The sequence below is a fragment of the Shimia sp. genome (assembly GCF_022448905.1).
GTDB lineage: Bacteria > Pseudomonadota > Alphaproteobacteria > Rhodobacterales > Rhodobacteraceae > Shimia.
The window spans coordinates 90,110-112,629 of record NZ_JAKVCW010000015.1 but is presented as its reverse complement, the minus strand read 5'-3'; the positions used below and the strand labels follow the sequence as shown (position 1 = coordinate 112,629).

The 22,520-nt window shown below is 58.9% G+C and carries 22 protein-coding genes; 5 read left to right on the top strand and 17 right to left on the bottom strand.

Features of this window, described 5'->3' with window-relative positions; genetic code table 11:
• Window positions 1-187: 187 nt before the first annotated feature.
• From MK208_RS17300 to MK208_RS17285, 4 genes are all read right to left on the bottom strand, one after another.
• A complete protein-coding gene (locus tag MK208_RS17300) occupies window positions 188-2,365 on the bottom strand; it encodes a molybdopterin cofactor-binding domain-containing protein (protein ID WP_294118664.1) in 2,178 nt (725 codons plus the stop codon).
• Between the two features lie 5 nt (window positions 2,366-2,370).
• Window positions 2,371-2,835: a (2Fe-2S)-binding protein gene (locus MK208_RS17295; RefSeq protein ID WP_294118662.1), complete on the bottom strand. Its 465-nt coding sequence runs from the start codon at window positions 2,833-2,835 to the stop codon at window positions 2,371-2,373.
• A 187-nt stretch (window positions 2,836-3,022) separates the two neighbouring features.
• Window positions 3,023-3,721: an SDR family NAD(P)-dependent oxidoreductase gene (locus MK208_RS17290; RefSeq protein WP_294118661.1), complete on the bottom strand. Its 699-nt coding sequence runs from the start codon at window positions 3,719-3,721 to the stop codon at window positions 3,023-3,025.
• Window positions 3,718-3,843: an SDR family NAD(P)-dependent oxidoreductase gene (locus MK208_RS17285; protein WP_294118660.1), complete on the bottom strand. Its 126-nt coding sequence runs from the start codon at window positions 3,841-3,843 to the stop codon at window positions 3,718-3,720. Before MK208_RS17285 ends, MK208_RS17290 begins: the two co-directional genes overlap by 4 nt.
• A gap of 159 nt (window positions 3,844-4,002) precedes the next feature.
• Between MK208_RS17285 and MK208_RS17280 the strand changes: the two genes are divergently transcribed.
• Window positions 4,003-4,902 (top strand): AraC family transcriptional regulator, encoded by a 900-nt coding sequence (locus tag MK208_RS17280; protein WP_294118659.1) that lies wholly within the window; start codon window positions 4,003-4,005, stop codon window positions 4,900-4,902.
• 49 nt (window positions 4,903-4,951) lie between these two features.
• On the opposite strand, the gene MK208_RS17275 is transcribed toward MK208_RS17280, so the two are convergent.
• A complete protein-coding gene (locus MK208_RS17275) occupies window positions 4,952-5,593 on the bottom strand; it encodes an alpha/beta family hydrolase (protein WP_294118658.1) in 642 nt (213 codons plus the stop codon).
• A gap of 65 nt (window positions 5,594-5,658) precedes the next feature.
• Window positions 5,659-5,970 (bottom strand): ETC complex I subunit, encoded by a 312-nt coding sequence (locus MK208_RS17270; protein WP_294118657.1) that lies wholly within the window; start codon window positions 5,968-5,970, stop codon window positions 5,659-5,661.
• Between the two features lie 535 nt (window positions 5,971-6,505).
• On the opposite strand from MK208_RS17270, the gene uvrB reads away from it, so the two are divergent.
• Entirely contained in the window at window positions 6,506-8,692 is a 2,187-nt protein-coding gene (uvrB, locus tag MK208_RS17265; protein ID WP_294118656.1) for an excinuclease ABC subunit UvrB, read from the top strand.
• A 298-nt stretch (window positions 8,693-8,990) separates the two neighbouring features.
• Here uvrB and MK208_RS17260 read toward each other — a convergent pair whose 3' ends face one another.
• Entirely contained in the window at window positions 8,991-9,419 is a 429-nt protein-coding gene (locus MK208_RS17260; RefSeq protein ID WP_294118654.1) for a hypothetical protein, read from the bottom strand.
• 275 nt (window positions 9,420-9,694) lie between these two features.
• Between MK208_RS17260 and MK208_RS17255 the strand changes: the two genes are divergently transcribed.
• The gene (locus MK208_RS17255; RefSeq protein WP_294118653.1) at window positions 9,695-10,123 is read left to right on the top strand and encodes a hypothetical protein; all 429 of its coding nucleotides are present in this window, start codon (window positions 9,695-9,697) and stop codon (window positions 10,121-10,123) included.
• Window positions 10,124-10,219: 96 nt separating this feature from the next.
• On the top strand, window positions 10,220-10,735 hold the full coding sequence (locus MK208_RS17250) for a hypothetical protein (RefSeq protein WP_294118652.1): 516 nt from the start codon (window positions 10,220-10,222) through the stop codon (window positions 10,733-10,735).
• A gap of 47 nt (window positions 10,736-10,782) precedes the next feature.
• Here MK208_RS17250 and MK208_RS17245 read toward each other — a convergent pair whose 3' ends face one another.
• The 4 genes from MK208_RS17245 to dctP all read right to left on the bottom strand — a co-directional run bounded on the left by MK208_RS17245 (window position 10,783) and on the right by dctP (window position 14,553).
• Complete coding sequence (locus MK208_RS17245; RefSeq protein ID WP_294118651.1) at window positions 10,783-11,676, bottom strand: isocitrate lyase/PEP mutase family protein; 894 nt, start codon at window positions 11,674-11,676, stop codon at window positions 10,783-10,785.
• A 17-nt stretch (window positions 11,677-11,693) separates the two neighbouring features.
• On the bottom strand, window positions 11,694-12,971 hold the full coding sequence (locus tag MK208_RS17240; RefSeq protein ID WP_294118650.1) for a TRAP transporter large permease: 1,278 nt from the start codon (window positions 12,969-12,971) through the stop codon (window positions 11,694-11,696).
• The gene (locus MK208_RS17235; RefSeq protein WP_294118649.1) at window positions 12,971-13,480 is read right to left on the bottom strand and encodes a TRAP transporter small permease; all 510 of its coding nucleotides are present in this window, start codon (window positions 13,478-13,480) and stop codon (window positions 12,971-12,973) included. The genes MK208_RS17240 and MK208_RS17235 overlap by 1 nt, the downstream gene beginning before the upstream one ends.
• 77 nt (window positions 13,481-13,557) lie before the next feature.
• Window positions 13,558-14,553: a TRAP transporter substrate-binding protein DctP gene (gene dctP / locus MK208_RS17230; RefSeq protein ID WP_294118648.1), complete on the bottom strand. Its 996-nt coding sequence runs from the start codon at window positions 14,551-14,553 to the stop codon at window positions 13,558-13,560.
• A gap of 203 nt (window positions 14,554-14,756) precedes the next feature.
• Between dctP and MK208_RS17225 the strand changes: the two genes are divergently transcribed.
• Window positions 14,757-15,209 (top strand): Lrp/AsnC family transcriptional regulator, encoded by a 453-nt coding sequence (locus MK208_RS17225; RefSeq protein WP_294118647.1) that lies wholly within the window; start codon window positions 14,757-14,759, stop codon window positions 15,207-15,209.
• A gap of 24 nt (window positions 15,210-15,233) precedes the next feature.
• Here the strand turns inward: MK208_RS17225 and MK208_RS17220 are convergent, their stop codons facing one another.
• Genes MK208_RS17220 through MK208_RS17195 form a run of 6 tightly spaced genes read right to left on the bottom strand, consistent with a single transcriptional unit; the run spans window position 15,234 to window position 22,488 of the window.
• A complete protein-coding gene (locus MK208_RS17220) occupies window positions 15,234-17,051 on the bottom strand; it encodes an aminopeptidase P family protein (protein ID WP_294118646.1) in 1,818 nt (605 codons plus the stop codon).
• Window positions 17,044-18,042, bottom strand: coding sequence for an oligopeptide/dipeptide ABC transporter ATP-binding protein (locus tag MK208_RS17215; protein WP_294118644.1), 999 nt, complete (start codon window positions 18,040-18,042; stop codon window positions 17,044-17,046). Before MK208_RS17215 ends, MK208_RS17220 begins: the two co-directional genes overlap by 8 nt.
• A complete protein-coding gene (locus MK208_RS17210) occupies window positions 18,039-19,028 on the bottom strand; it encodes an ABC transporter ATP-binding protein (protein ID WP_294118642.1) in 990 nt (329 codons plus the stop codon). The genes MK208_RS17215 and MK208_RS17210 overlap by 4 nt, the downstream gene beginning before the upstream one ends.
• A gap of 11 nt (window positions 19,029-19,039) precedes the next feature.
• Window positions 19,040-19,906, bottom strand: coding sequence for an ABC transporter permease (locus MK208_RS17205; RefSeq protein WP_294118641.1), 867 nt, complete (start codon window positions 19,904-19,906; stop codon window positions 19,040-19,042).
• Window positions 19,903-20,844 carry an ABC transporter permease gene (locus tag MK208_RS17200; protein ID WP_294118639.1) on the bottom strand — a complete coding sequence of 314 codons (942 nt, stop codon included), beginning with the start codon at window positions 20,842-20,844 and terminating at the stop codon, window positions 19,903-19,905. Before MK208_RS17200 ends, MK208_RS17205 begins: the two co-directional genes overlap by 4 nt.
• A 57-nt stretch (window positions 20,845-20,901) precedes the next feature.
• The gene (locus MK208_RS17195; RefSeq protein ID WP_294118638.1) at window positions 20,902-22,488 is read right to left on the bottom strand and encodes an ABC transporter substrate-binding protein; all 1,587 of its coding nucleotides are present in this window, start codon (window positions 22,486-22,488) and stop codon (window positions 20,902-20,904) included.
• Between the last annotated feature and the right edge of the window lie 32 nt (window positions 22,489-22,520).

Here is a 22,520-nt window from a genome sequence, read left to right as displayed (position 1 = left end):
CACCGCGCGTTGGCACGGTCATGTACGGGGATTCCAACTGAACACCAGTAAGGCGGGAAAGCGTCAAACAGCTTCGGGGTTCGCCACTTTTTCGCAAACTCTGGCGTTGCGAAGTGCCGTCCCTGAGTTGCCCAAAATTCGGGGTGACGGCGCACCGCAACCATCGTGATCGCGATGCGCCGATAGCCTAGACGAAAGACACGCCGTTTTCGCTCATTGGCAGCTCGGCCACCTGAACATCCAGCTGTGCAATGGCATTTGCCAACGCGGGCGCCGATGGCGGTGTCCCTGGCTCACCAATGCCTGTGGGCGCTTCGGCAGAGGCCACAATATGCGTCTCAATCGCCTTGATGTCGGAAATCCGCAGCGGTTCGTAATCCGGGAAATTGGATTGCTCCACCGCCCCGCCGTCCAGCGTGATCTGGTCCCGCATCGCGTGCCCAATGCCGTAGCCAATGGCGCCTTCGGTCTGCGCCCGGATCACATCCGGGTTCACCGCAATGCCGCAATCAACCGCTGCCGTGACCTTCTCAATCTGGATGCCATCCGCAGGCGTGCCTGACACTTCGACCACCTCCGCCACAAAAGACCCAAAGGACTTGTGCACCGCGATGCCCTGCACGTTGCCTGCCGCCGGATTGCCCCAGTTGCCTTTCTCGGCGGCGAGCTTCAAAACGCCCGCCTTGCGCTGCGCGTCTTTGTCACCACCTTCCAGATAAGCCAACCGGAATTCCACCGGATCGCGCCCTGCCGCCTTGGCGGCCATATCCATCATGACTTCCATCACATAGGCGGTGTGCGTGTGCCCCACTGAGCGCCACCACAAAACAGACGTGGCCTTCTCGGTGTCGGTCAAACCAACCGCCATGTTCGGAATGACATAAGGGCTGTCAGCCAGACCTTCGACCGTGGAATGGTCCACGCCATCCTTGACCGAAAACGCCTCAAACGCCGTGCCTTTCATGATCGACTGACCTGCCACCTGATGTTCCCAGGCGGCAATCTTACCGTCAGCATCTAGACCTACGCGCACCTTGTGCCCCGTCGCTGGCCGATAGTATCCGCCTCGAATGTCGTCTTCACGATCCCAAACCAGTTTCACCGGACGAGACCGGTCGGTCATCACAAAGGCCAAGCCCGCTTCCACCTGATAATCCGCATCCGGCGTTGCCCGACGCCCAAAAGACCCACCTGTCAGCATGGTTTTGATGTGGATCTTTTCCGCTGGCAGACCAAAGATTTGCTGATACGCCATATGTGGCCCGGTCGGCATCTGCGCCCCGTCATGCAGGACAATGTCGCCCTCTGCTGTCTGCTCGATCGTACAGTTCATCGGCTCCATTGGCGCATGGGCCAGCAGCGGGAAATAGAAAGCTTTCTCCACCACCTGAGCCGCCCCATCCACTGCCGAGCTGATGGCAGGTGTATCCGCCTTGTTCACATTGTAGACCGGCGCGGCCTCCAAGGCGGCCATGATTTCATCGCGGATTTCCTGCGAAGAGCGCGTCTCGGCTGCAGACATATCCCAGTCCACCTCGATCGCCGCGCGCGCTTGCATCGCCGCCCAAGTGTTTTCCGCGTAGACCGCCACACCATGTTTGGTCGGCAGCGGCATCGCCATGATGAAGCCTTTTACATCCTTGGCCGCGCTGTCATCAAACCCGGCAACCACGCCGCCCCGTTGAGGTGTGCGCTTGATCATCACCACCATCTGATTGGGCAGGTGCACGTCCATGCCAAACTTGGCCTGGCCATTGACTTTGATCGGGCTGTCCAAACGCCGCGTCGCTTCGTTTCCGATGATCTTCCACTCGGTTTGGTCCCGCAAACGCGGTGTTTCAGATGGCGCAATCTCTGCCGCCGCGGCCACAAACTCACCTAGTGGGGCAGATTGACCACCTCCGGTGACCATGCCCTCTTGGATGTCCAAACCCGCGGCATCCACGCCCCAAGCTTGCGCCGCCGCCTTGATCAGCATCTCACGCGCATTTGCGCCTGCGGTGCGGTACTGCATCCAGGAGTTGGCCATGGCGGTCGAGCCACCAGTGCCCTGAAACGGTCCAAAGAACAGGTTGTTATAGACCTGAGGATCAGAGGGGGCGAACTCATAGCCAATCTGCGCCATGGTCACACCAAGCTCTTCGGCTATCAACGTCGACAGACCAGTGGCAGGCCCCTGCCCCTTCTCGAAATGTTTGATTATGGCAATCACATTGCCATCGCTGTCGATCTTCACAAACGGGTTGAGCATCGCATCCGAAGATCCAGCAGCGGCCGCGCCATCCGGCGTGGCCCCGACATACAACACAGCGGCGGCGGCAGCGGCAGATTTCAGAAATCCGCGACGGGAAATATTGGCAGTCATATCTCTCAAGCCTCCAGAATTTCAGACGCGCGCAGAACGCCCGCGCGGATACGTTGATAGGTGGCACAGCGGCAGGCATTACCGTACATATATTCGTCCACCTCTTCAGCGGTCGGGGTCGCATTTTCACGCAACAGACCAACCGCACTCATGATCTGCCCGGACTGGCAATAACCGCACTGCACCACATCCAGCTCGCGCCAGGCCTGCTGCACTGCCGCGCCCACCTTGTCCTCTTCCATCTTCTCGATGGTGGTGATCTCCGCCCCTTCGACGTCTTCAATATACGTCTGACAAGAGCGCACCGGCTCGCCGTCCATATGCACCGTGCAGGCGCCGCAGGACGCAACCCCGCACCCAAATTTTGTGCCGGTGAGCTTCAACTCATCCCGGATCACCCACAACAGCGGTGTGCCCGGTTCGGCCTCAACCGTATGGGTCTCCCCGTTCAACTTTAGTGAAATTGCCATGGCTATAGGTCTCCCTGTTCGCTACAAAAGTTGTTTTTGTCTCCCCTACTAAGCGGCATTGCTTCTAGGGTGAGGTCGGCCCGATCCAAAAATTGATGGTCTCGAGCCAAAGTTTTAGTTGCGATCCAATGGTATCAATTACGTTGGAAGGCCACTTTTGGACCAGCGGCCAGCCCACCCATTGGGCTCAAAGTCCAAGCTGCGCTTTCAACCCGCCAATGAAGGTCGCATCGTCAAGCGCTTTACGGTTGTTGAGCAACTCAACCGCATCTGCACCAGCCCGGTATCGCAACGTATCGGTCCCATCCGTCACGGCATCCCAAATCACCTCAGCCACCACATTAGGTTGCGAGGCATTGGCCGTCATTTCTTCACTACCCCACGTGCTGAACAACGCCTGCACAACCGGTTGATATTCGGCCATGCTCTCATCATTCACAAAGTCAAACGACCGGCCGCCAAAATCAGTAGCAATCATTCCTGGCTCGACAATTTTGACTTTGATGCCTGCCGCCTCGAGTTCAAAATGCAGAGCTTCGGAAATCCCTTCCACCGCAAATTTTGTGCCGTGATACAGTGCGCCAAGTGGAAATGTTATTTGCCCCCCAATTGAAGACACATTGACAATGGTGCCCGCCCCATTGCTCCGCATATGTGGCAACACCCCCTTGGTGGTCTCAATCAAACCAATCACATTGGTATCAAATTGACGCCGAACGCGCTCCATTGGAAACGCCTCCAAGGGCCCATAGGCGCCATAACCGGCATTGTTCAACAGCACATCAATTCTGCCAAATCGCGTCACGCCAGCAGCCACTGCCGCTTCGATGGATGTTGCGTCGGTCACATCCAGCCGCGTCACCAACGTGTTATCAAGCGACGTCAACTCTTCTTCTTTTTTGGTGCGCGCATGGTCGCAACCACATTCCACCCACGCGCCGCAAAAAGCTTCGCAGTTTCTTTGCCGATCCCGGAAGACGCTCCGGTAATGAGAATTGTCTGAGGCATGTTAGGACTCCTTGTTTGTCCTACCTCAACCTAACCCGCCGGTGCCCAACCGCCGTGCCTGATCCTCCAAATGATCTGCCCAATTCTCCAGACTGACATCTTTGTGAATGCCAGCCCGACACCAAACCACTATATTCTCAAGGCAAGGGAGGCCGCTGCATGATACCTAAAAATCTGATCGCTGACGTGTTTGATCTGGTCAAAAAAACCGGAACGGTGGGCACAGGATGCGCCACGGGTGTGGACGGTCTGTTCGCCTTTGCCCAAACCGAAACCACCGCATGCGCCGCCTCGTTTTACGAACCCATCATGTGTCTCGTGCTGCAGGGCGCCAAAGAAGCTCACTTAAACGGGCGCGTTGTCCGCTACAGCGCTGGGGACACGCTCATCGTTAGCCACGCTATCCCCGTTGACTCCGCGATCATGCAAGCCAGCCCCGATGCGCCTTATACAGCGCTGGCATTGCGTTTGGACCTCGCGATGGCGCGCAGCATGCAAGACGAATTGGCCGATTTCGAAAGCTCCGACAGCGCCCATTCCCTCAACGTAGCCGCCTCCGACGACGCCTTGATTGATGCCATACACCGCTTGTTCAACCTATCCAAAGATCCGGTCGAAGCCCGCACTCTCGCGCCCCTGGTGCTGCGTGAAATCCACTTCCGCCTGCTGCGTGCCCAACATGGCGGCATGCTGCGGCAATTGCTCAACCAAGACAGCCCCGCCAGCCGCATTGCCCAGGTCATCGCGACCATGCGGGCAAACTTCAAATCAAGCCTGCCGGTGGCTGACCTCGCCTCCGACTGCGGCATGAGCCTGTCTGCCTTCCACGAACACTTTCGCTCTGTAACAGCCACAACCCCATTGCAGTATCAAAAAGATCTCCGCCTTCTTGAGGCACGCCGACTGCTGGTGTCCGAAAACCTGTCAGTGGCATCCGCCGCTTATGAAGTGGGCTATGAAAGCCCAACCCAATTCAGCCGCGAGTTTTCCCGCAAATTTGGCAGTCCACCCAGCATGCAAAAGCCGGTCCAAACGCCAATCGCCGCAACCGCTTCCTGAAGGGGCACCACCAGGTCCTTGTGCGGTCAGCTGCAATCCGCCCTAATGCTCAGCAACGCGCCTTGATCCACGCGGCAGCCCCATCACAAACCTGTTCCAGCTGTTCTTCGTGGCTCAGACCGGTCACCCGCTTACGCGGTTTCAGATCATGGTCGCCATCTTGCACCCAAGCCATTTCAATTTGCTCTGATAACGCATAGCTCGCCACCTCCGCATCGGTTCCAAATGGATCGCGTGTGCCTTGGCAGATCAGTGACGGCGTTTGCAGCTCCGCCAGATGTGCGGTGCGTAGCTTTTCCGGCTTTCCTTGAGGATGAAATGGATAGCCAAGGCATAGGAGACCGCAAATATCACCAGCTTCAAACAACGCGTCAGCGACAAGGCTGGCAACCCGACCGCCCATAGACTTGCCGCCAATGAACAATGGACCTGCACAAGGCAGCGCCTGAACGACCGCACGGAACTCATCCTGCAACAGATCAACTTTCGGCGGCGGCCGCTTGGGGCCGCCGCGGCGCCGCGCCGCCATATAGGCAAATTCAAACCGCGCCACCCGAACGCCCCGTCGCGCCAACCCGGTCGCAACCGTCGCCATGAAAGGCGCCTCCATGGTGGCACCCGCCCCATGCCCAAACAGAAACGTCGGCGCTAACGGGCCAGCCTCATCTATCAGAAATTCAATCTCAGCCATTGCCGCTCCAAAAACACAAAAGGCGCCCCACGGCGCCTTTCTTAATCAACTTTGTGTCCCGGCACTCAGTGGGTCCAGGCCCCGCGTCGGTTGGTGGCAAAGTTCTCGCCATAGCCGCCCTGACGAATGTTGGCCTTGCGCTTGTGTGGCTCCAAAACCTGCACTTCGATGTCGTTTTCCCGTGCGTAGGTCACAGCCGCTTCTTTGCTGTCAAACTTCAGGCGCACCTGGCTTTGCGTGTCCCCCGAGCCGGTCCAGCCCATCAGCGGATCAATATCCTTGGCTTCCGACGGACCATATTCCAACACCCACTGGTGGGTTTTGGCGGTTCCCGACGACATCGCCGTGCGGGCTGGCTGATAGATACGCGCAATCATGGGGCACTCCTTGGCTTGCCGCTTTATCTCGGATTCTCACCGTTCGGGCAAGAGGCCAAACACGGACAAACCGCCGCAAAAGCGCGGCAAATCACCAATCAAAGGGGGAGTAAGCTTGCAAGCAGCCCAGGTTCCGGACCAAGCCGCGGGGAGCGAGGGGTGTAGGTGCAGTTTGGACTGGCGACCTCAGCGGGCTGCTTGCTGAATTGACCATAGCGAGGATGCCAATCATTTGGCAAGTGCAACATATATTTAATTTCCCAAATAGCAGGAATTTTGTTCTAAAATTACCAAAGCACCCACAATTTCTTACCAAAAGCGGCGTACCGATACCTTACCAAGGGTAAGTTTGCCCGCAACACGCGTATTTTCTTGGACCAAGCAGCCAGAAATTTCTGCACTTGCGAAGTATTTCTTGGCGCGGCGCAGCATCCTCTCACCCAAATCCCCGGACCCCATCTGCGCTTTCGCCCTTGCATAAGAACAAAAAGAGACCAAAATCGCGCAAACGACTCTTTCAACACGGGACGCCACGATGAGTGATGCCAGTAACCTGCCCCAGATGGTCGATCGTGAGGCCAAACGCCGTCCCAAGCTGGAAGGCGGCAAGCGCATCGTCATGCACACCGAGTTTGAACCCGCAGGCGACCAGCCCACCGCCATCGCCGAACTCTCCTCAGGCGTGACCGACGGCGAGCGCAATCAGGTGCTGCTGGGCGCTACCGGCACCGGCAAAACCTTCACCATGGCCAAGGTGATTGAGGAGACCCAACGCCCGGCCATCATTCTCGCCCCCAACAAGACCCTCGCGGCCCAGCTCTACGGCGAGATGAAAGGCTTCTTCCCGGAAAACGCCGTCGAATACTTCGTCAGCTTCTATGACTACTACCAACCAGAAGCATACGTCCCGCGCTCTGACACCTTCATTGAGAAGGAAAGCCAGATCAACGAACAGATCGACCGCATGCGCCACTCCGCCACTCGGGCTTTGCTGGAACGCGACGACGTGATCATTGTGGCGTCTGTGTCTTGCATCTACGGCATCGGCTCGGTGGAAACCTACTCTGCCATGACGCTCGACCTGAAAGCAGGTGGCGAATACGACCAGCGCCAGGTGATCGCCGATCTTGTCGCCCAACAATACCGCCGCAACGACGCCGCCTTCCAACGTGGGTCCTTCAGGGTGCGCGGCGACAGTCTGGAAATCTTCCCCGCCCACCTCGAAGACCGCGCGTGGAAGCTCTCCTTCTTTGGCGAGGAACTCGAAAGCATCACCGAGTTTGACCCGCTCACCGGTGAGAAGACCGACACCTTTGAGCACATCCGCGTTTACGCCAACAGCCACTATGTGACACCCAAGCCAACCCTGAACCAAGCCATCATCAACATCAAAAAGGAGCTGCGCACGCGGCTTGACCAACTGGTGGACGAAGGCAAGCTTCTCGAAGCCCAGCGCTTGGAGCAGCGCACCAACTTCGACATCGAAATGCTCGAAGCGCAAGGCTTCTGCAACGGCATCGAAAACTATTCGCGCTATCTCACCGGCCGCGCGCCGGGCGAGCCGCCCCCCACCCTGTTTGAATTCATCCCCGACAACGCCATTGTCTTTGCCGATGAAAGCCACGTCTCCGTGCCGCAAATCGGCGGCATGTATCGCGGCGACTACCGCCGCAAGTTCACGCTGGCCGAACACGGCTTCCGCCTGCCGTCGTGCATGGACAACCGCCCGCTGAAATTCGAGGAATGGGACGCCATGCGCCCCCAGTCGGTCTTTGTCTCCGCCACCCCGGCGGCGTGGGAGATCGAGCAATCCGGCGGCGTCTTTGCCGAACAGGTCATCCGTCCCACAGGCCTGCTTGATCCCGAGGTCGAAATCCGCCCGGTAGAGATGCAAGTCGACGACCTGCTGGATGAAATCCGCAAAGTCACAGCAGAGGGCTTCCGCACGCTGGTCACGACATTGACCAAACGCATGGCCGAGGACCTCACCGAATACCTGCACGAACAGGGCATCAAAATCCGCTACATGCACAGCGACATCGACACGCTGGAGCGCATCGAAATCCTGCGCGACCTGCGCCTTGGCGCCTTTGACGTGCTGGTCGGCATCAACCTCCTGCGCGAGGGTCTCGACATTCCGGAATGTGGTCTGGTCGCCATTCTGGACGCCGACAAAGAGGGCTTCCTGCGCTCCGAAACCTCGCTCGTACAAACCATCGGCCGTGCGGCACGAAACGCCGAAGGCCGCGTGATCATGTACGCCGACCGCATGACCGGCTCCATGGAGCGCGCCATTGGCGAAACCAACCGCCGCCGCGCCAAACAGATCGCCTACAACGAAGAACACGGCATCACACCCGCCACGGTCAAAAAGAACGTCGAGGACGTTTTGGCTGGGCTTTATCAAGGCGACACAGACCAATCCCGCGTCACCGCCAAAATCGACAACCCGCTTGCGGGGGGCAACTTGGAGGCTGTGCTCAACGGGCTGCGCGAAGACATGCGCAAAGCCGCCGAGAACCTCGAATTCGAAGAAGCCGCCCGCCTGCGCGACGAGGTCAAACGTCTGGAAGCGGTGGACCTGGCCGTCGCCGACGACCCCATGGCGCGGCAGTACGCGATTAAGGCCGCCGAGGAGAAAGCCACCAAGAGCAAAGGCCGGTCAACGGCTGGACGTGCTGGGCAACGTGGTGGGAACACCAGAAGCAAACGCAACCGCTAACCCCGCCCCGGACCTGATCCGGGGCCTCGTACCAAGCGTGAAACTGTAGGGCCAGCGCCGGACCGGGGGCTGGCGCAAACAACGCCCCAAGTTGGCACTTTATGTCCGCCACGTGTCTCCCGCCCTGTCTAGCGAGCTCGACGCTTGCAAATGCGCCGGCCCATGGGGCCGGTCCGGCGCTGGCCCGGCGGCGCAAAGCGCCTTGTTCCGGGCCAATTGGAAAAGAATTATGTGAAAGTGACACCGGCCATCTATTTGCCTAGGCAGCGAACAAGACACATCATCCTGACGTGGATGTCTATTTGTTGCCGCGCCACAAAGAATGGTCTTCGAAAATCACATCAACAACGCCGGCGTTTTCTACCCAAAGAAACCGATAGGTATGCGCAAAAAGGAGCGAAAAGACTGGAGGGGTCTGATTTCGAACAGCCCAGTACCACTGGCAATCCAGCTCAACACAGGCAGGATGAGCACCTAAATGATCCCTTAGAGTTTTGGAGGGAGAAGAGTAAATTGACACGCCGTAATGCCAATCATTTTCTTTCTGCTTCGCAACCGTAAACCCCTGAGCTTGCAAGAAATTCCTAAGTTCCTCTCCGTCGGCGCCGGTGTACCCATTTGTTACACTGAGCACCGCACGAGACGGAAAAACTTGCGCCTCTGCGACCGTACCAAAAGTAGCGATGACCACGACGCAAGCAGAAACCAATTTGATCGCAATATTCATACTGCACTTATCTCTCGTAACGCTCAGAAAGGGAACGGAGGATTTCCCAACTTCAATCCAAACTATTTCCGCGAATTTCGCCCCGTTATGAAACGCCGCGCCCGACCTTGGGAGGAAGCGAACGCGCCCTCCCGTCACGCCAGAGGCGTGCCGATCAAAAAAGCGGCGCACCTACGGTGCGACGGGGAGGTCGGGCACAGCATGATGCAAAGCATCATGCTTTTGTGATCTCGAGGGTGTCGACGACCGCCCACCTAACGCCCTACCCTCTCCCCATGCGCGCATTCCTAACAGCCCTCTTCCTCGCCTCCCCAGCCGCCGCTTGGGAAGCCACAAGCTCTCCCATCTGCACCCTCACGCACGAAACCGCAGAGGCCCACATCCACCTCACTTACGACCCAGGCAAACCGCTCTACACCCTCGCGATCACCCAAAAGTCCGCACCATGGCACCCCACCCCATGGTTCGCCATGCGCTTCATCGGTCCCAATGAAACCGTGATCTCCACGCCTCAGCACGCACTGTCAGACAGCAACCAGACGCTCAATGTGGCGGACAGCGGCTTTGGCAATGTGCTCGACGGGTTACAATTCAACGCCACGGCGCTGGCCTTCACCGAAGCCCAAACCGTGACCATTCCCCTCGAAGGCGCAGCCCCAGAGGTGCAAAAGTTCCGCGCCTGCACCGCCGCGCAACTCAGCTGACATCTGCGCACAACCGGCGCATTTGCTGCTTCTCAACACAACCAAAGATGTCTAATCTCCCGACAGATTACACCATAACCTGTCGAGCCTTTCACTATGCACATTCTCATTGCCATTCTCACAGCTGTCGGCGGCGCCATCTGGTGGTGGGCGCGTATGAACCCGCGCGAAGCCATCGACACCGCATCTGATTTGGCCACCACGGCCATCAACGCCCCGCGTCGCATTGCATTCCGCCGCAAAACCGGACAGCACCCTGTGGAAGGCATTGACGACCCGCGCATCGCCATCTGCGCCATCGCGCAAGCCTTTCTGGAGGTCGACGGCCTGCCGACACAGGAAACCCGCGACCAACTGCATGTGCTTCTTCGCAAAAAGCTTCGCTGTTCCGAGGAAGAAGCCCATGAGATGGAGGTGCTTGGACGCTGGCTGATGACACAATGCGACGGGCCGATCTACGCCATTCCTCGACTCGGAAAGCGGCTTTACAAGTTGGATGACGGTCGCGCTTGGGACACGCTTCAAGATGTTCTGCAACCGCTGGTTCTGGGCGAGCTATCACAAGGCCAGATCAACGCCATTGATGATCTGCGGCTGGCCTTCAAAAAGTAGCGGTCTTGCGCGGGCCATCCAGAGACGCCCGCGCAACTCAGCTAGCCCTAGGCCTTATACCCTTCCGAGGCCGCATAATACGCGTTGAACCCTACCCGCTCGCGCACCTCTTCAAACGACATCAACCCGGACGTCTGCACCGTGTCGGCCTTCATCGCCGCCAGGGTTTCCACCATCTGCTGCATCACCGCCGACAACAGCGTCAGCGGATAGGCCGCAAGGTTGAACCCCATGTCCGCCAGCTCCGCATGGGACAGGATCGGCGTGTCGCCGCCCTCCAGCATATTGGCCATCAACAGCCCTGGCGTTTCCTCACAAATCTGGCGCATTTCCTCCACGCTCTGCGGTGCCTCGATAAAGATGATGTCCGCACCGAGCTCAAAGAACCGCTGCGCCCGCTCTATCGCCTCGCCCAGCCCATGGGCCTTGCGCGCGTCTGTGCGGGCCAGGATCAGCACGTCTTCTTCCTCCCGCGCGTCCACCGCCGCCTTGATGCGATCAAACGCCACCTCGCGCGCCACCACCGCCTTGCCCGGTGTGTGGCCACAGCGTTTTGGCGCCACCTGATCTTCAATCATCACCGCCGCCGCCCCGGCCCGCGCAAGGCCTTTAACGGTGCGGATCACATTCATCGCGTTGCCGTAGCCCGTGTCGCCATCGGCCACAAACGGCAGGCTGGTCGCCTCAGATATGTTGCGCACATGGTCCACCACCTCGCCATAGCTCATTAGCCCCAGATCCGGCATACCAATGCGCGAGGCCGAGGCGGCAAAGCCCGACATGAAGGTCATGTCAAACCCCGCCTGCTCGATCAGCTTGGCCGACAGCGCATCATAGCAACAAGGCGCCACCACCAGCTCTTTCTGTTCCAGCAGGGAGCGCAACCGCGCCGCCCGTAGGTTCCGCCCCTCATTGGGGGCAATCCGCACCGTGTTTTTCATCACCTTCGCCCTCCTACTTAGCGCGCCAATTCATAGGGGATGTAGAGCGCCAGATCGGGCCAGAACCACAACAGCACCGCCACCGCCAGCATGATACCCGCAAACGGCAGCGCGCCTTTCGCGACCTCCTGCAACCGCGCATTGGCCACCGCCTGAATGACAAACAGGTTCATCCCCACCGGCGGGGTGATCAGCGCAGTCTCAATCAGCACCACAAAGAAGATGCCAAACCAGATCGGATCAATCCCGATGTTGAGCACCGCTGGCAGCAGCACCGGCACCATAATGAGCAGCATCGACAGGCTTTCCAGGAAGAACCCCATGAACAGAAGCACCAGACCGACTGCGAGAATAAACAGGCTTGGGTTGGAGATGTTCTCTGTCAAAAACGCGCTGATCGACTGCGGGATCAGATAGAGCGTGATCGCGTAGGAAAACACCTTGGCCCCCGCCACGATGATCAACACCATCACCGACGTCCGCAAAGAGCCCTCGACGGCCTCACGCAACTTGGCAAAATCCATCCGCCCCATGGCGAAGGTCATGACCAAAGCGATCACAAAGCCCAGCCCTGCGCTTTCCGATGGCGTTGCAATGCCCGTGTAGATCGAGCCTACGATGGCCACTGCCAGCGCCACGGTTGGCAATGCCATCGCCGAGGTCCGCGCACGTGTGCCCCAATCAGCTTTGGCAATCGGCTGGTAGGCGCCGGAAAAGCGCGAAAACAACATGCCATAGACGATAAAGGCGGACGCCAGGAACAACCCCGGCCCAATCCCTGCAAGGAACAGCGTCGGGATCGAGCTTTCCGTCACCACGCCGTAAATGATCAGCGGGATCGACGGCGGGATCAAAATCCCCAAGGTGCCGCCCGCCGCCAACATGCCGTAAACAAATGGTTTGTCGTAGCCCCGCTTGGACATTTCGGGGATCGCCACGGTGCCAATCGTCGCCGCCGTCGCCACCGAAGAGCCGGAAATGGCGGAGAACAACGTGCAGGACAGGATCGTCGCCACACCCAGCCCGCCGGGCCAATGCCCCACCCAGCTTTGCACCGCCGCATAAAGGTCTCGCCCCACGCCGCCTTTGAGCAAGACATTGGACATCAACAAAAACATCGGCACGGCAAGCAGCTCAAAGCTGTCCATCGATCCGTGCAACCGCTGCGGCACCGCCACCAGCGGCAGCCCCTTAAGCCCCAACAGGATCACGCCCAGCCCGCCCAAAGCAAAGGCCACCGGCGTGCGCAACAACAACAGCGCCATCAGCGCCACAAGAATGAGAACCGCTTCCATCAGTGTGCGCCCCCCATCACGTCTTCGCCGGGCAAAGGCTCGGCCCACACGCGATAAAGCTGCACCCCGCCCTGTAGCATCAACAACGCGCTGCCCACCCAAACCGGTGCATGGGTGATCATCTTTGGTGGTGCCAGATAGGTGTCCGTGGTGTGCCCCGCCATAGTGGCTTTCAGCCAAATCTGGAACCCGAAATAACACGCCGTGCCCGCAAAAATGAACAACACAACAATCGCCAAAGTCTCCGCCAGCCGACGCCAAATTGTGTTTGGATTGCTCAACAGCACATCAATCGTGACCATCTCACGGTGCTTCAGCACATAGGCCGCGCCCAGGTACACCACCCAGACCTGCAACACTCGGCTGATCTCATCCACCCAAATGGTGGGCGCGTTAAAAACGTAACGCATAAGCACTTCAAACGTGATGAAAAAGCCGATGGCAAACAGGGTCCAGGCACAAAGCTTGCCTGTGAATTCAGTGATGCCATCAATGATCCGGATGATCATTGGCCACTCCTTGCTGTGATTTTCGCGGGTAAGAAAAAAGGGACACCATCCAATAGGACAGCGTCCCCCCAAAAGGCTTAGTTGGTCATTGCGCCTTTCACAGCCGCAACCGCCGCCGCACCGGTGTCGCCAGTTTCTTCAACAAAGCGGTCCACAACGCTCGCCGTCGCCGCAACCCAAGCCGCGCGCTGCTCATCGGACAGCTCAGTCACGGTCATGTTGGCCTTCATCTCGTCCACGGTGGCTGCCTCTTCAGCATAGATCTGGTCGCGCAACTTCTGCTCCACTTCCGCAGCGGCCGCGTCGATGATGGCTTTGTGCTCATCAGACAGACCTTCGTAGACGTCATTGTTGATCACCGCGACAAACTCGATCGCGCTGTCAAAGGTCAGGGTCATCTGATCCATCACTTCAAACAGCTTGCGGGATTTTACCGCAGACGCGCCGGTCATGCCCACATCAACAGCACCCTGCTGATACGCAAGGAACTGTTTGGAGCCGGACATCAGGGTTGGCGCACCGCCAAGTTCCTGCACGGTCCAGCCATGGACCTTACCGTAGGTACGGACTTTTTTGTCCGCAATATCAGCCGGTTCCACGATCGCTTCGCCGTTTGTCAGGTATACGTTGCGACCAAAAGCCTGCCACCACAGAATGCGGTTGTTGGTCTCTTTGAGGATCGCCGCGTCCAAAGTCGCGCGCATGTCGGAGCCCGGTGCCACGGCGGCACGAATGTGCGCCTCGTCGCTAAAGATAAACGGGATCGATACAACGTCCACCGCAGGAACGGACCCTGCAAAACGACCGATAAAAGCAGAGCCCGCTTCCACCGCACCGCTACCCACGGCACCTGGCACTTCTTTGTCCTTGAACAACTGTGCTGACGGGAACAGCTGCACCTTCAGATCGCCGCCGGACTTCTCCTCCACGATGCTAGCGAAATCCAACCAGTTTTTGCCCAAGGAATGTGTTTCCGGCAGCTGCAAAGTCACCCGGATGGTCTCTGCAAAGCTGGCAACTGGCGCAACGCTCACAAGCGCGGCTGTCGCGGCGGCTGCAATCCAATGTTTCATGACGTCCTCCCAAAATCGTACTTATGAGCGTTCAACCCTAGGGCGGCTTCCGGAAACCGGGTCACGATTTTGAAGTCCTGTTTCCGCTAACGCGCAACAGCGTTTCATTTTGCGCGCAAAAAGTAGGACCAAACGGTCAAATTTTATGCTGCAAGGAAATTTGCTTTCGTTGTATACAGTTACAACGGAGGAAGGGGACAGTTTTGGACGACGCCGACAAACGCATTTTGCGGGCCATTCAGGAACAACCAGAGCTTACAATGCGAGAGCTTGGCGAGGTTACCGGATTGAGCCACACACCCTGTTGGCGCCGTCTGAAACGGCTGCGCGAAGAAGGCTACATCACTGATAAACGGTACGTTTTGGATGCCCAGAAGCTTGGCTTTGACATCGTCGCCTTTTGTCTTGTGAAGCTGCAAGAACACACACAGGAGTCGCTGGAAGAATTTGAGGCCGCCATCGAATTTCTCCCGGAGGTGGTAGAGTGTTACTCCGCCACCGGCGATCAGGACTACATCCTCAAGGTGCTCGCGCTCAGCGTGCGGGACTACGAAGAAACCATCAAACAGCGGCTCCTGAAACTGCCGCACATTGGATCCATCCGCACCAGCCTCGCGTTAAACGAGATCAAGAACACGCCGGACGTGCCAGTCTGACCCACCAGCACGCCCACGCGATGCTCAACCTATCGCTGCACCCTGGCCACGCGCCACATTGCCCCGACACCACGCCAAGGCACGGTCGCTCAGAAACGGCCCCAGCTTCGCTTCCACCTCTTGGTGATAGCTGTCCAACCAGGCGACTTCCGCCGCCGTCAGCGCCTCAAACGCTAACATCTCCGTCATGATCGGTGCCCAGGTCAGATTGCGGAACCCAAAGAAGCCGTTGTCCTCTTCGACAATCTCAAACAAGTTCTCAATCCGGATGCCATAGAGCCCGGCCACATAGTGTCCCGGCTCAATCGACATCACCATGCCTGGCATCAAATCCACCGCACTGACTGGCTTGCCAATTCGCTGCGGATGCTCGTGCACCGACAGCCGATGCCCAATCCCGTGGCCCGTGCCGTGGTCATAATCCAACCCCAAATCCCACAGCGGTCGCCGGCAAATCGCATCAATATGATGCCCTTGCGTACCGCGCGGAAACTTCAACGTGGCCAGCGCATAAAACGCCTTGAACACTGCGGTGTAGGCTTGGTCGTACCCTTCAGGCCGCTGCCCAAAGGCAAAACTGCGAGTGATATCGGTGGTCCCGGTCTCATACTGCCCGCCACTGTCCAGCAGGTACGGCGCCTCCGGCAAAATCGCCGCATCGCGCGTCTCGGTAGTGGCGTAGTGGCACATCGCGGCATTGCCCCCTGCCGCCGAGATCGTATTGAAACTCTCGCTCAGGTAACTGCCACTGGCCTCGCGAAACGCATTCACCTGCGCCTCTGCCTCACTCTCCCGCAAAGGATCACCGTTGGCCACCCGCACAGGCACTGTTTCCGCCAACCAGGCCGAAAACTCAGTCACCGCCACACCGTCCTGAAGGTGACAGGCGCGCATGCCTTCCAGCTCCACCGCATTCTTCAACGCTTTGAGATGGGTCAGATAACTGGTCCGCCGTTCAATCTTGGCGCCAATCTTCTCCAGCGCCAGACACACCGCGACTGGTGAGAACTCCGGGTCTACCAGAACCCGCTGCCCGGTTTTCACCGAGGCGCGGATCGATGGCAAAAACCCATGTGGAGGCACCACCGAGATGCTCTCCGGCAGGCTGGCCACCAAATCATCCGGCAGCTTCTCCGGTTCCACAAACCAGGTCACCGCACCCGTATCTGCCACCAACATAAAGGACTGTGGAATTGGCAAAAACGGCACATCGTCCCCGCGCACATTCAGGCACCAGGCAATGTTGTCCGGCTGCGTCTCCACATGAAACTGCGCCCCTTGCTGCGCCATGAACGCTGTCAGATCCGCCACCTTCTCGCTGGCGGTTTTCCCGGCAAACTGCAACGGCATCGCGCTGACCTGCCCCATTGGCGATGGCGGCTGCGCATCCCAAATGAAATCCACCGGATTGTCATTCTGCGCCGCCAGCTGCACGCCGATCTCCGCAAGCGCCCCGGCAAAACGATCATGCCAACTGGGCGGCAAATGCATCGGATCAAACCCCACGCACCACCAATCCCCGGCCTTCTCCGACAACCACGCCTCCGGCGCTTCTTCAAACAAGTGGTGGAATGAAAACACCGCACCCAAGCACTCTTCCCGCACCTGCACGCTGTAGCGCCCATCCACAAACATCGCGACCTCATCCATGGTCACGATCGCCATGCCCGCCGACCCGGAAAACCCGGTCACATACCGCAACCGCTCATCATGCGGCGCGACATACTCGCCTTGGTGCGCGTCATATCTTGGCAGGATAAACGCATCCAACCCACGCAGACGCATTTCTGCGCGCAACGCCGACACCTGCGGCGGCACAGTCTCGATCCCACAATCAGGCATGTTGATTGATCTCCTCCGCATGATGACAGGCCACTTCGCCGCGTCCCTCCAAGGCCCGCAATGCCGGGATCACCGTCCGGCATTGGGCTGTCACATGGCGACAGCGCACGTGGAACGGACAGCCCGGCGGCACATTGAGAGGCGACGGCAGCTCGCCCTCCAATTGGATCGCCGCGCCTTTGTCATCCGGGTCCAGCGACGGCGCCGCGCTCAGCAAGGCCTGCGAATAGGGATGTGACGGCGCAGAAAACAACGTCTCACTGTCGCCAATCTCCACAATCCGCCCCAGATAAATCACCGCCACACGGTTGGATACATGCCGCACCAATCTCAGATCATGCGCGACAAACAGAATGGTCAGATGCAACCGCTGCTGCAGCTCCAGCAATAGGTTCACCACCTGCGCCTGCACCGACACATCCAAAGCCGAGACCAGTTCATCCGCGATCAGCACCTCCGGCTCCACTGCCAAGGCCCGCGCAATCGCAATCCTCTGCCGCTGTCCGCCAGAGAACTCATGCGGCAGTTTCTCCGCTGCATCTTGCGGCAACCGCACCAAATCCAACAACTCTGCCACCCGCGGCGCAATCTCCGCCTCGGGCCGCATCTGGTGCACCCGCAGTGCTTCGGCCAGAATATCGCCGGTTGTCATACGTGGGTTCAGCGACGAATACGGGTCCTGAAACATCATCTGAACGCGCCGGTTGTAGCTGCGATCCTTGCGCGCCGCCGCGCCAAAGATGTTCTGTTCATCAAAGTGGATCTGCCCGCTGGTTGGCTCGTACAACCGCACAATACAACGCGCCAAAGTCGACTTGCCACAACCGGACTCCCCTACCACACCAAGGGTCTCCCCCTGCTGCAACTCAAGGCTCACACCATTGAGCGCATTCACCGATTTCCCCGGCCTGCGCTGCACCACATCCAAAAGGCTGCGCGACACCGGAAACGACAAATGCAGGTCGTCGATTTTCATCACAGTCTGGGTCATGCGGCGTCTTCCTGTGTCGCGGGCAGTGGATGGAAACAGGCGGTCTGCCGCCCCGGCGCAATGTCCTGCAACGTGGGCCGCGCGGTCTGACAGGCTGGTCCAGCCGCCTGACAGCGCGGCGCAAAGGCACAGCCTTCCGGCAATGAAAACAGGCTCGGCGGCGTTCCCGGCACCGAATAGAGCTGCGTGCGCGGCGGCACATCCTGCGGCACTGACCGCATCAGGCCCTCGGTGTAGGGATGGCGCGGGGTTTGCAACACCTGCCGCACATCGCCCTGCTCCACCACCCGTCCGGCATACATCACCGACACCGTGTCACAGGTCTGCGCCACAACGCCAAGATCGTGCGTCACCAGCACCACTCCCATCGACATCTCATCCGCCAGCTTCAGGATCAGGTCCAAAATCTGTGCCTGAATGGTCACATCCAGCGCTGTGGTTGGCTCATCCGCCAGCAACAGCTTCGGGCTCGCCGCCAAGGCAATCGCAATCATCACCCGTTGGCGCATCCCACCGGAAAACTGGTGTGGGTACTCGCCAAGCCGAGAGGCCGCTGCGGGAATGCCCACGTGATCGAGCATCTCAATTGCCCGATCACGCCGCGCCCGCCGCCCCAGATCGGTGTGCGCCTTCAAGGTCTCCGTCAACTGTGTGCCCACCGTCAGCAGCGGATTGAGCGAGGTCATCGGCTCCTGAAAAATCATCGCAATCTCGCGGCCGCGGATCTTGCGCAGCTGCCGTTCTGACATCGTGGTCAGCTCTTGCCCCTGCCAGCGCACGGACCCGCGCACCTCTCCATAGTGCCGCGCCAATCCCAGGATCGAGCGCAAAGTCACGCTCTTGCCGGAGCCACTTTCTCCCACAAGCCCCTGCACCTGACCTTTGCACAGCGCAAAGCTCACATCGCGCACCGCAGGGAGGTCGGTGCCGCCCCGGCTAAAGGTGGTGCAGAGGTTCTCTACTTCCAAAATCGGGTGATCTGTCATTGTCTTTCCCCTCACCCGCGTGGCCGCAACAGGTCCGCAAGACCGTCGCCAATCAACGAGAATCCAAGTCCCGTGATCACAATCGCAATCCCCGGCATCAGGCTCAGCCACCAGGCCGTGGTGATAAAGTTGCGCCCCTCAGCAATCAGCACGCCCCACTCGGCATGCGGCGGCTGCGCCCCCAATCCAAGATAGCCGAGCGACGACCCCAGCAGGATCGCCAGCGCCATGTCGGTCATCCAATATACAATCACCGGCGTGATCGCATTGGGCAGCAAATGGCGGAAAATGATGCGCCGGTCGGAATAGCCCATGACAATCCCGGCGCTGGCGTAGTCATTGCCCATCTGCGCAATCACCTCAGCCCGCATCAGCCGCGCGTAATAGACCCAGCCCACCAGCGTGATCGCGATGTACATTTTGATAAGCCCCGGCCCCAACACGGCCACCACTGCAATGACCAGCACCAGAAACGGGAAGGTGATGATCGCATCCACCACGCGGCCAAAAATCATGTCGGCCACACCGCGATAATAGCCCACCAAGGCCCCGATAGTGACGCCAATGGTCAGGGCAAAGACCGTCGCCAAAATCGCCATCTGCATGTTCACCGTATAGGCGTGGATCACCCGCGACAGCGCGTCCCGTCCCAGCATGTCGGTGCCAAACGGATGCGCCCAGCTTGGGGGTTGCCGCACCGCCAGATAATCAATGAAGTTTGGATCATAGGGCGCAAAGAAGCTTGGAAAAAGCGCCAACAGGGTGGAAAACCCGATGATCACAGCCCCGATCAGAAACCCCGGCTTGCGCAGCGCCAGCTGTAGCCGCGACAGCGGCGCATCGGAGGATTTTGCAGAAGTCACAACAGCATCGCTCATGTCAGACGCATCCTTGGATCAAGCAGGCTTTGGAACAGATCGGTCAGCAGGAAGACAATCGACACCAGAATGGCAAAGGTTAGCGTCAGCCCCTGAATAAGCGGATAGTCCCGCGCAAAAATCGCTTCCAGCATTAGCCGCCCCAATCCGGGCACGGCAAATACGGTCTCGGTCACCAACGTGCCGCTCATCAGGTTGCCAATCGACAGGCCCAAAAGTGTGATGGTGGAAATCAGCGCGTTGCGCAGCACATGCCGCCCCAGGATCAGCCGATTGGGCAGCCCTTTGGCGCGGGCAAACTGCACATATTCCGCGTCCAGCACTTCGATGATCGAGGCCCGCAAATTGCGCATGATGATTGCGGAGGTGTAGAGCGCCACGGTCATCGACGGCAGGAACAGGTAGTAGAGCTGACCAAAGAAGCCGTCGCCGCTACCCCCCACCGGGAACCAGCGCAGCTGCGCCGCAAGGAAGGTCAGTAGGATCAACCCAATGTAAAACACCGGCATCGACAGTCCCACCTGAAACACCGTGCGGATTACTGTGTCTGGCCATTTGCCACGGTTGAGTGCGGCCACAAAAGCCAACGGCCCGGCAATCAGCAGCGACAAAGACACCGCAAAAAGCGCAAGGAACCCTGTGGTTGGCAACCGCTCAAGGATCACACTGGACACAGAGGTGCGCATCATGATCGACCGCCCAAGGTCACCTTGCAAAGTGTTGGTGAAAAACAGCCAGAACTGCACCAGCAGCGGGTCATTTAAGCCAAGCTTTTCCCGGATGGCCGCCAAATCAGCGTCCGAGGCTTTGTCGCCCGCAATTGCGATGGCTGGGTCGCCCGGCAACAGCCGGACCAGAAGAAAAATGATGATCATCACAAGCACAAATGTGGGGACCATCAGCGCGAGGCGCTTCAGAACGTATTGCAGTCCGGCCATGGGTATTTTCCAATTGAAACACGCGCCGCAGGCCCTCGCCCGCGGCGCGCTGAGGTCTTACTTGCTCACAGTTGCGCGCGAGAAGATGTTGGCGCCGAGCGGGGTTTGCACGTAGCCGTCAACCGCTGTGGACACCGCCACCGCAAAAGGCGTCTCGTACATGAACAGCAACGGCGCAGCATCGGTGTAGATCGTCTGCATGTCCGCATATTGCTGCGCACGCGCGGCCTGATCCATCTCTTTGCCGGAGGCTTCAAACAACGCGTTGAACTTGTCGCTTTCCCAACCGGTGCCCACCGCGCTGCGGATCGGGGAATAGCCCAACCAACCGGTGACCTGGCTCGGATCGTTCACATCATCCACCCAGCCATAGGTGTGGATGTCAAACTCACCGGAGCGGTTCTTCGCGCTGCGGGTCGGCCCGTCGACCTGCTCCACAACCAGCTCAATGCCCAGCGGCGCCCACATCTGCTGAAGCGCAGCAAAGATGGTTGAGTCGTCCGCTGAGCCTGCCAGCGTGGTCAGCGTCACCTTGGTGCCCGGCTCGATCCCGGCCTCTTTCACCAGCGCCATGGCTTTGTCCATGTCGTAGGAATAAAGATCCAGTTTGGACGCCAGACGCGTGGAAGACGACATCAGCGGCGCAGTCATCGGCTGACCTGCGCCTTGCAGCACCAGACCAATCAACGCGTCTTTGTTGGTGGCGTAGTTGATCGCCTGACGCACACGCACATCGTTGAGCGGGTTGGCCGAACCATCCGCACGAGTCTCGCGGGTGTTGATTGGCGAATAGATGATCCGCGTGGACGGGTAGAGGTTCATATTGATCGCCGGATCGGCGTCCAGTTCCGCCACACGGCTGAACGGTACAAACTCCACCGCGTCAACTTCGCCCGCCTGCAACTTCAGGATACGGGTCGCATCATCCGGGATGATCTCGAAATGCACCTTGTCCAGATAAGGCAGCGGCTTGCCGTCGGCGCCCATCTCCCAGTGGTGCTCGTTGGCGCAGAAGTCCATCGAGGCGCCCTGCTCAAAGCCACACATATAGAAAGCCCCGGACCCCACGCCGGCACCACCGGCGGCAAAGATGGCGGCGGATTTCTCTTGATCCGTTGCGCCTTCTGCTGCCTCAAACACGTCTTTGTTCACAATCGCGGTGTTGAACGTTGCCAGCATCGACAGAATGGTTGGATCCGGCTGGCTCAGGCTCACGGTGATTGTGTTGCCGTCCGCGGTCACGTCTGACACGCTGCCCAACATGCCGGACCACGGCCCCAAGTCACCATTGCGCGCCCGGTCCAATGAGAACAGCACGTCGTCCGCCTCCAGCGCCGAGCCATCGGCAAACTTCAGGCCCGACTGCAGCATCAGCGTGACGGTCTTGCCATCCTCTGAGACTTCAAAACTCTCCGCCAATCCGCCCACAATCGACTTCCCGTCATCAGACGAACGTAACAGCGTGTCAAACAGGCTGCCCACCATCCAGATGTCCGGGTTGCGGTCCGCGTAAATCGGATCAATCAGGCGCGAGCCGTCGTAGCGGGCAAAGTTCATTGTGCCGCCGCGTTCCTGCGCCGCCACCGGCGTCACAAGCGCGGTCGTTGCCGCCAAAGCCGCCGCCATAAGGGTGCTGCGTGTCATGTCTATTTTCCTCCCTGGTCGAATCTCTTCGG

Excerpts from the sequence above, each read along its gene's own strand:
- MK208_RS17300 (WP_294118664.1), bottom strand. The coding sequence starts at position 2,365 with ATGACTGCCAATATTTCCCGTCGCGGATTTCTGAAATCTGCCGCTGCC.
- MK208_RS17295 (WP_294118662.1), bottom strand. The coding sequence starts at position 2,835 with ATGGCAATTTCACTAAAGTTGAACGGGGAGACCCATACGGTTGAGGCC.
- MK208_RS17285 (WP_294118660.1), bottom strand. The coding sequence starts at position 3,843 with ATGCCTCAGACAATTCTCATTACCGGAGCGTCTTCCGGGATCGGCAAA.
- MK208_RS17280 (WP_294118659.1), top strand. The coding sequence starts at position 4,003 with ATGATACCTAAAAATCTGATCGCTGACGTGTTTGATCTGGTCAAAAAA.
- MK208_RS17275 (WP_294118658.1), bottom strand. The coding sequence starts at position 5,593 with ATGGCTGAGATTGAATTTCTGATAGATGAGGCTGGCCCGTTAGCGCCG.
- MK208_RS17270 (WP_294118657.1), bottom strand. The coding sequence starts at position 5,970 with ATGATTGCGCGTATCTATCAGCCAGCCCGCACGGCGATGTCGTCGGGA.
- uvrB (WP_294118656.1), top strand. The coding sequence starts at position 6,506 with ATGAGTGATGCCAGTAACCTGCCCCAGATGGTCGATCGTGAGGCCAAA.
- MK208_RS17260 (WP_294118654.1), bottom strand. The coding sequence starts at position 9,419 with ATGAATATTGCGATCAAATTGGTTTCTGCTTGCGTCGTGGTCATCGCT.
- MK208_RS17255 (WP_294118653.1), top strand. The coding sequence starts at position 9,695 with ATGCGCGCATTCCTAACAGCCCTCTTCCTCGCCTCCCCAGCCGCCGCT.
- MK208_RS17250 (WP_294118652.1), top strand. The coding sequence starts at position 10,220 with ATGCACATTCTCATTGCCATTCTCACAGCTGTCGGCGGCGCCATCTGG.
- MK208_RS17245 (WP_294118651.1), bottom strand. The coding sequence starts at position 11,676 with ATGAAAAACACGGTGCGGATTGCCCCCAATGAGGGGCGGAACCTACGG.
- MK208_RS17240 (WP_294118650.1), bottom strand. The coding sequence starts at position 12,971 with ATGGAAGCGGTTCTCATTCTTGTGGCGCTGATGGCGCTGTTGTTGTTG.
- MK208_RS17235 (WP_294118649.1), bottom strand. The coding sequence starts at position 13,480 with ATGATCATCCGGATCATTGATGGCATCACTGAATTCACAGGCAAGCTT.
- dctP (WP_294118648.1), bottom strand. The coding sequence starts at position 14,553 with ATGAAACATTGGATTGCAGCCGCCGCGACAGCCGCGCTTGTGAGCGTT.
- MK208_RS17220 (WP_294118646.1), bottom strand. The coding sequence starts at position 17,051 with ATGCCTGATTGTGGGATCGAGACTGTGCCGCCGCAGGTGTCGGCGTTG.
- MK208_RS17215 (WP_294118644.1), bottom strand. The coding sequence starts at position 18,042 with ATGACCCAGACTGTGATGAAAATCGACGACCTGCATTTGTCGTTTCCG.
- MK208_RS17210 (WP_294118642.1), bottom strand. The coding sequence starts at position 19,028 with ATGACAGATCACCCGATTTTGGAAGTAGAGAACCTCTGCACCACCTTT.
- MK208_RS17205 (WP_294118641.1), bottom strand. The coding sequence starts at position 19,906 with ATGAGCGATGCTGTTGTGACTTCTGCAAAATCCTCCGATGCGCCGCTG.
- MK208_RS17200 (WP_294118639.1), bottom strand. The coding sequence starts at position 20,844 with ATGGCCGGACTGCAATACGTTCTGAAGCGCCTCGCGCTGATGGTCCCC.
- MK208_RS17195 (WP_294118638.1), bottom strand. The coding sequence starts at position 22,488 with ATGACACGCAGCACCCTTATGGCGGCGGCTTTGGCGGCAACGACCGCG.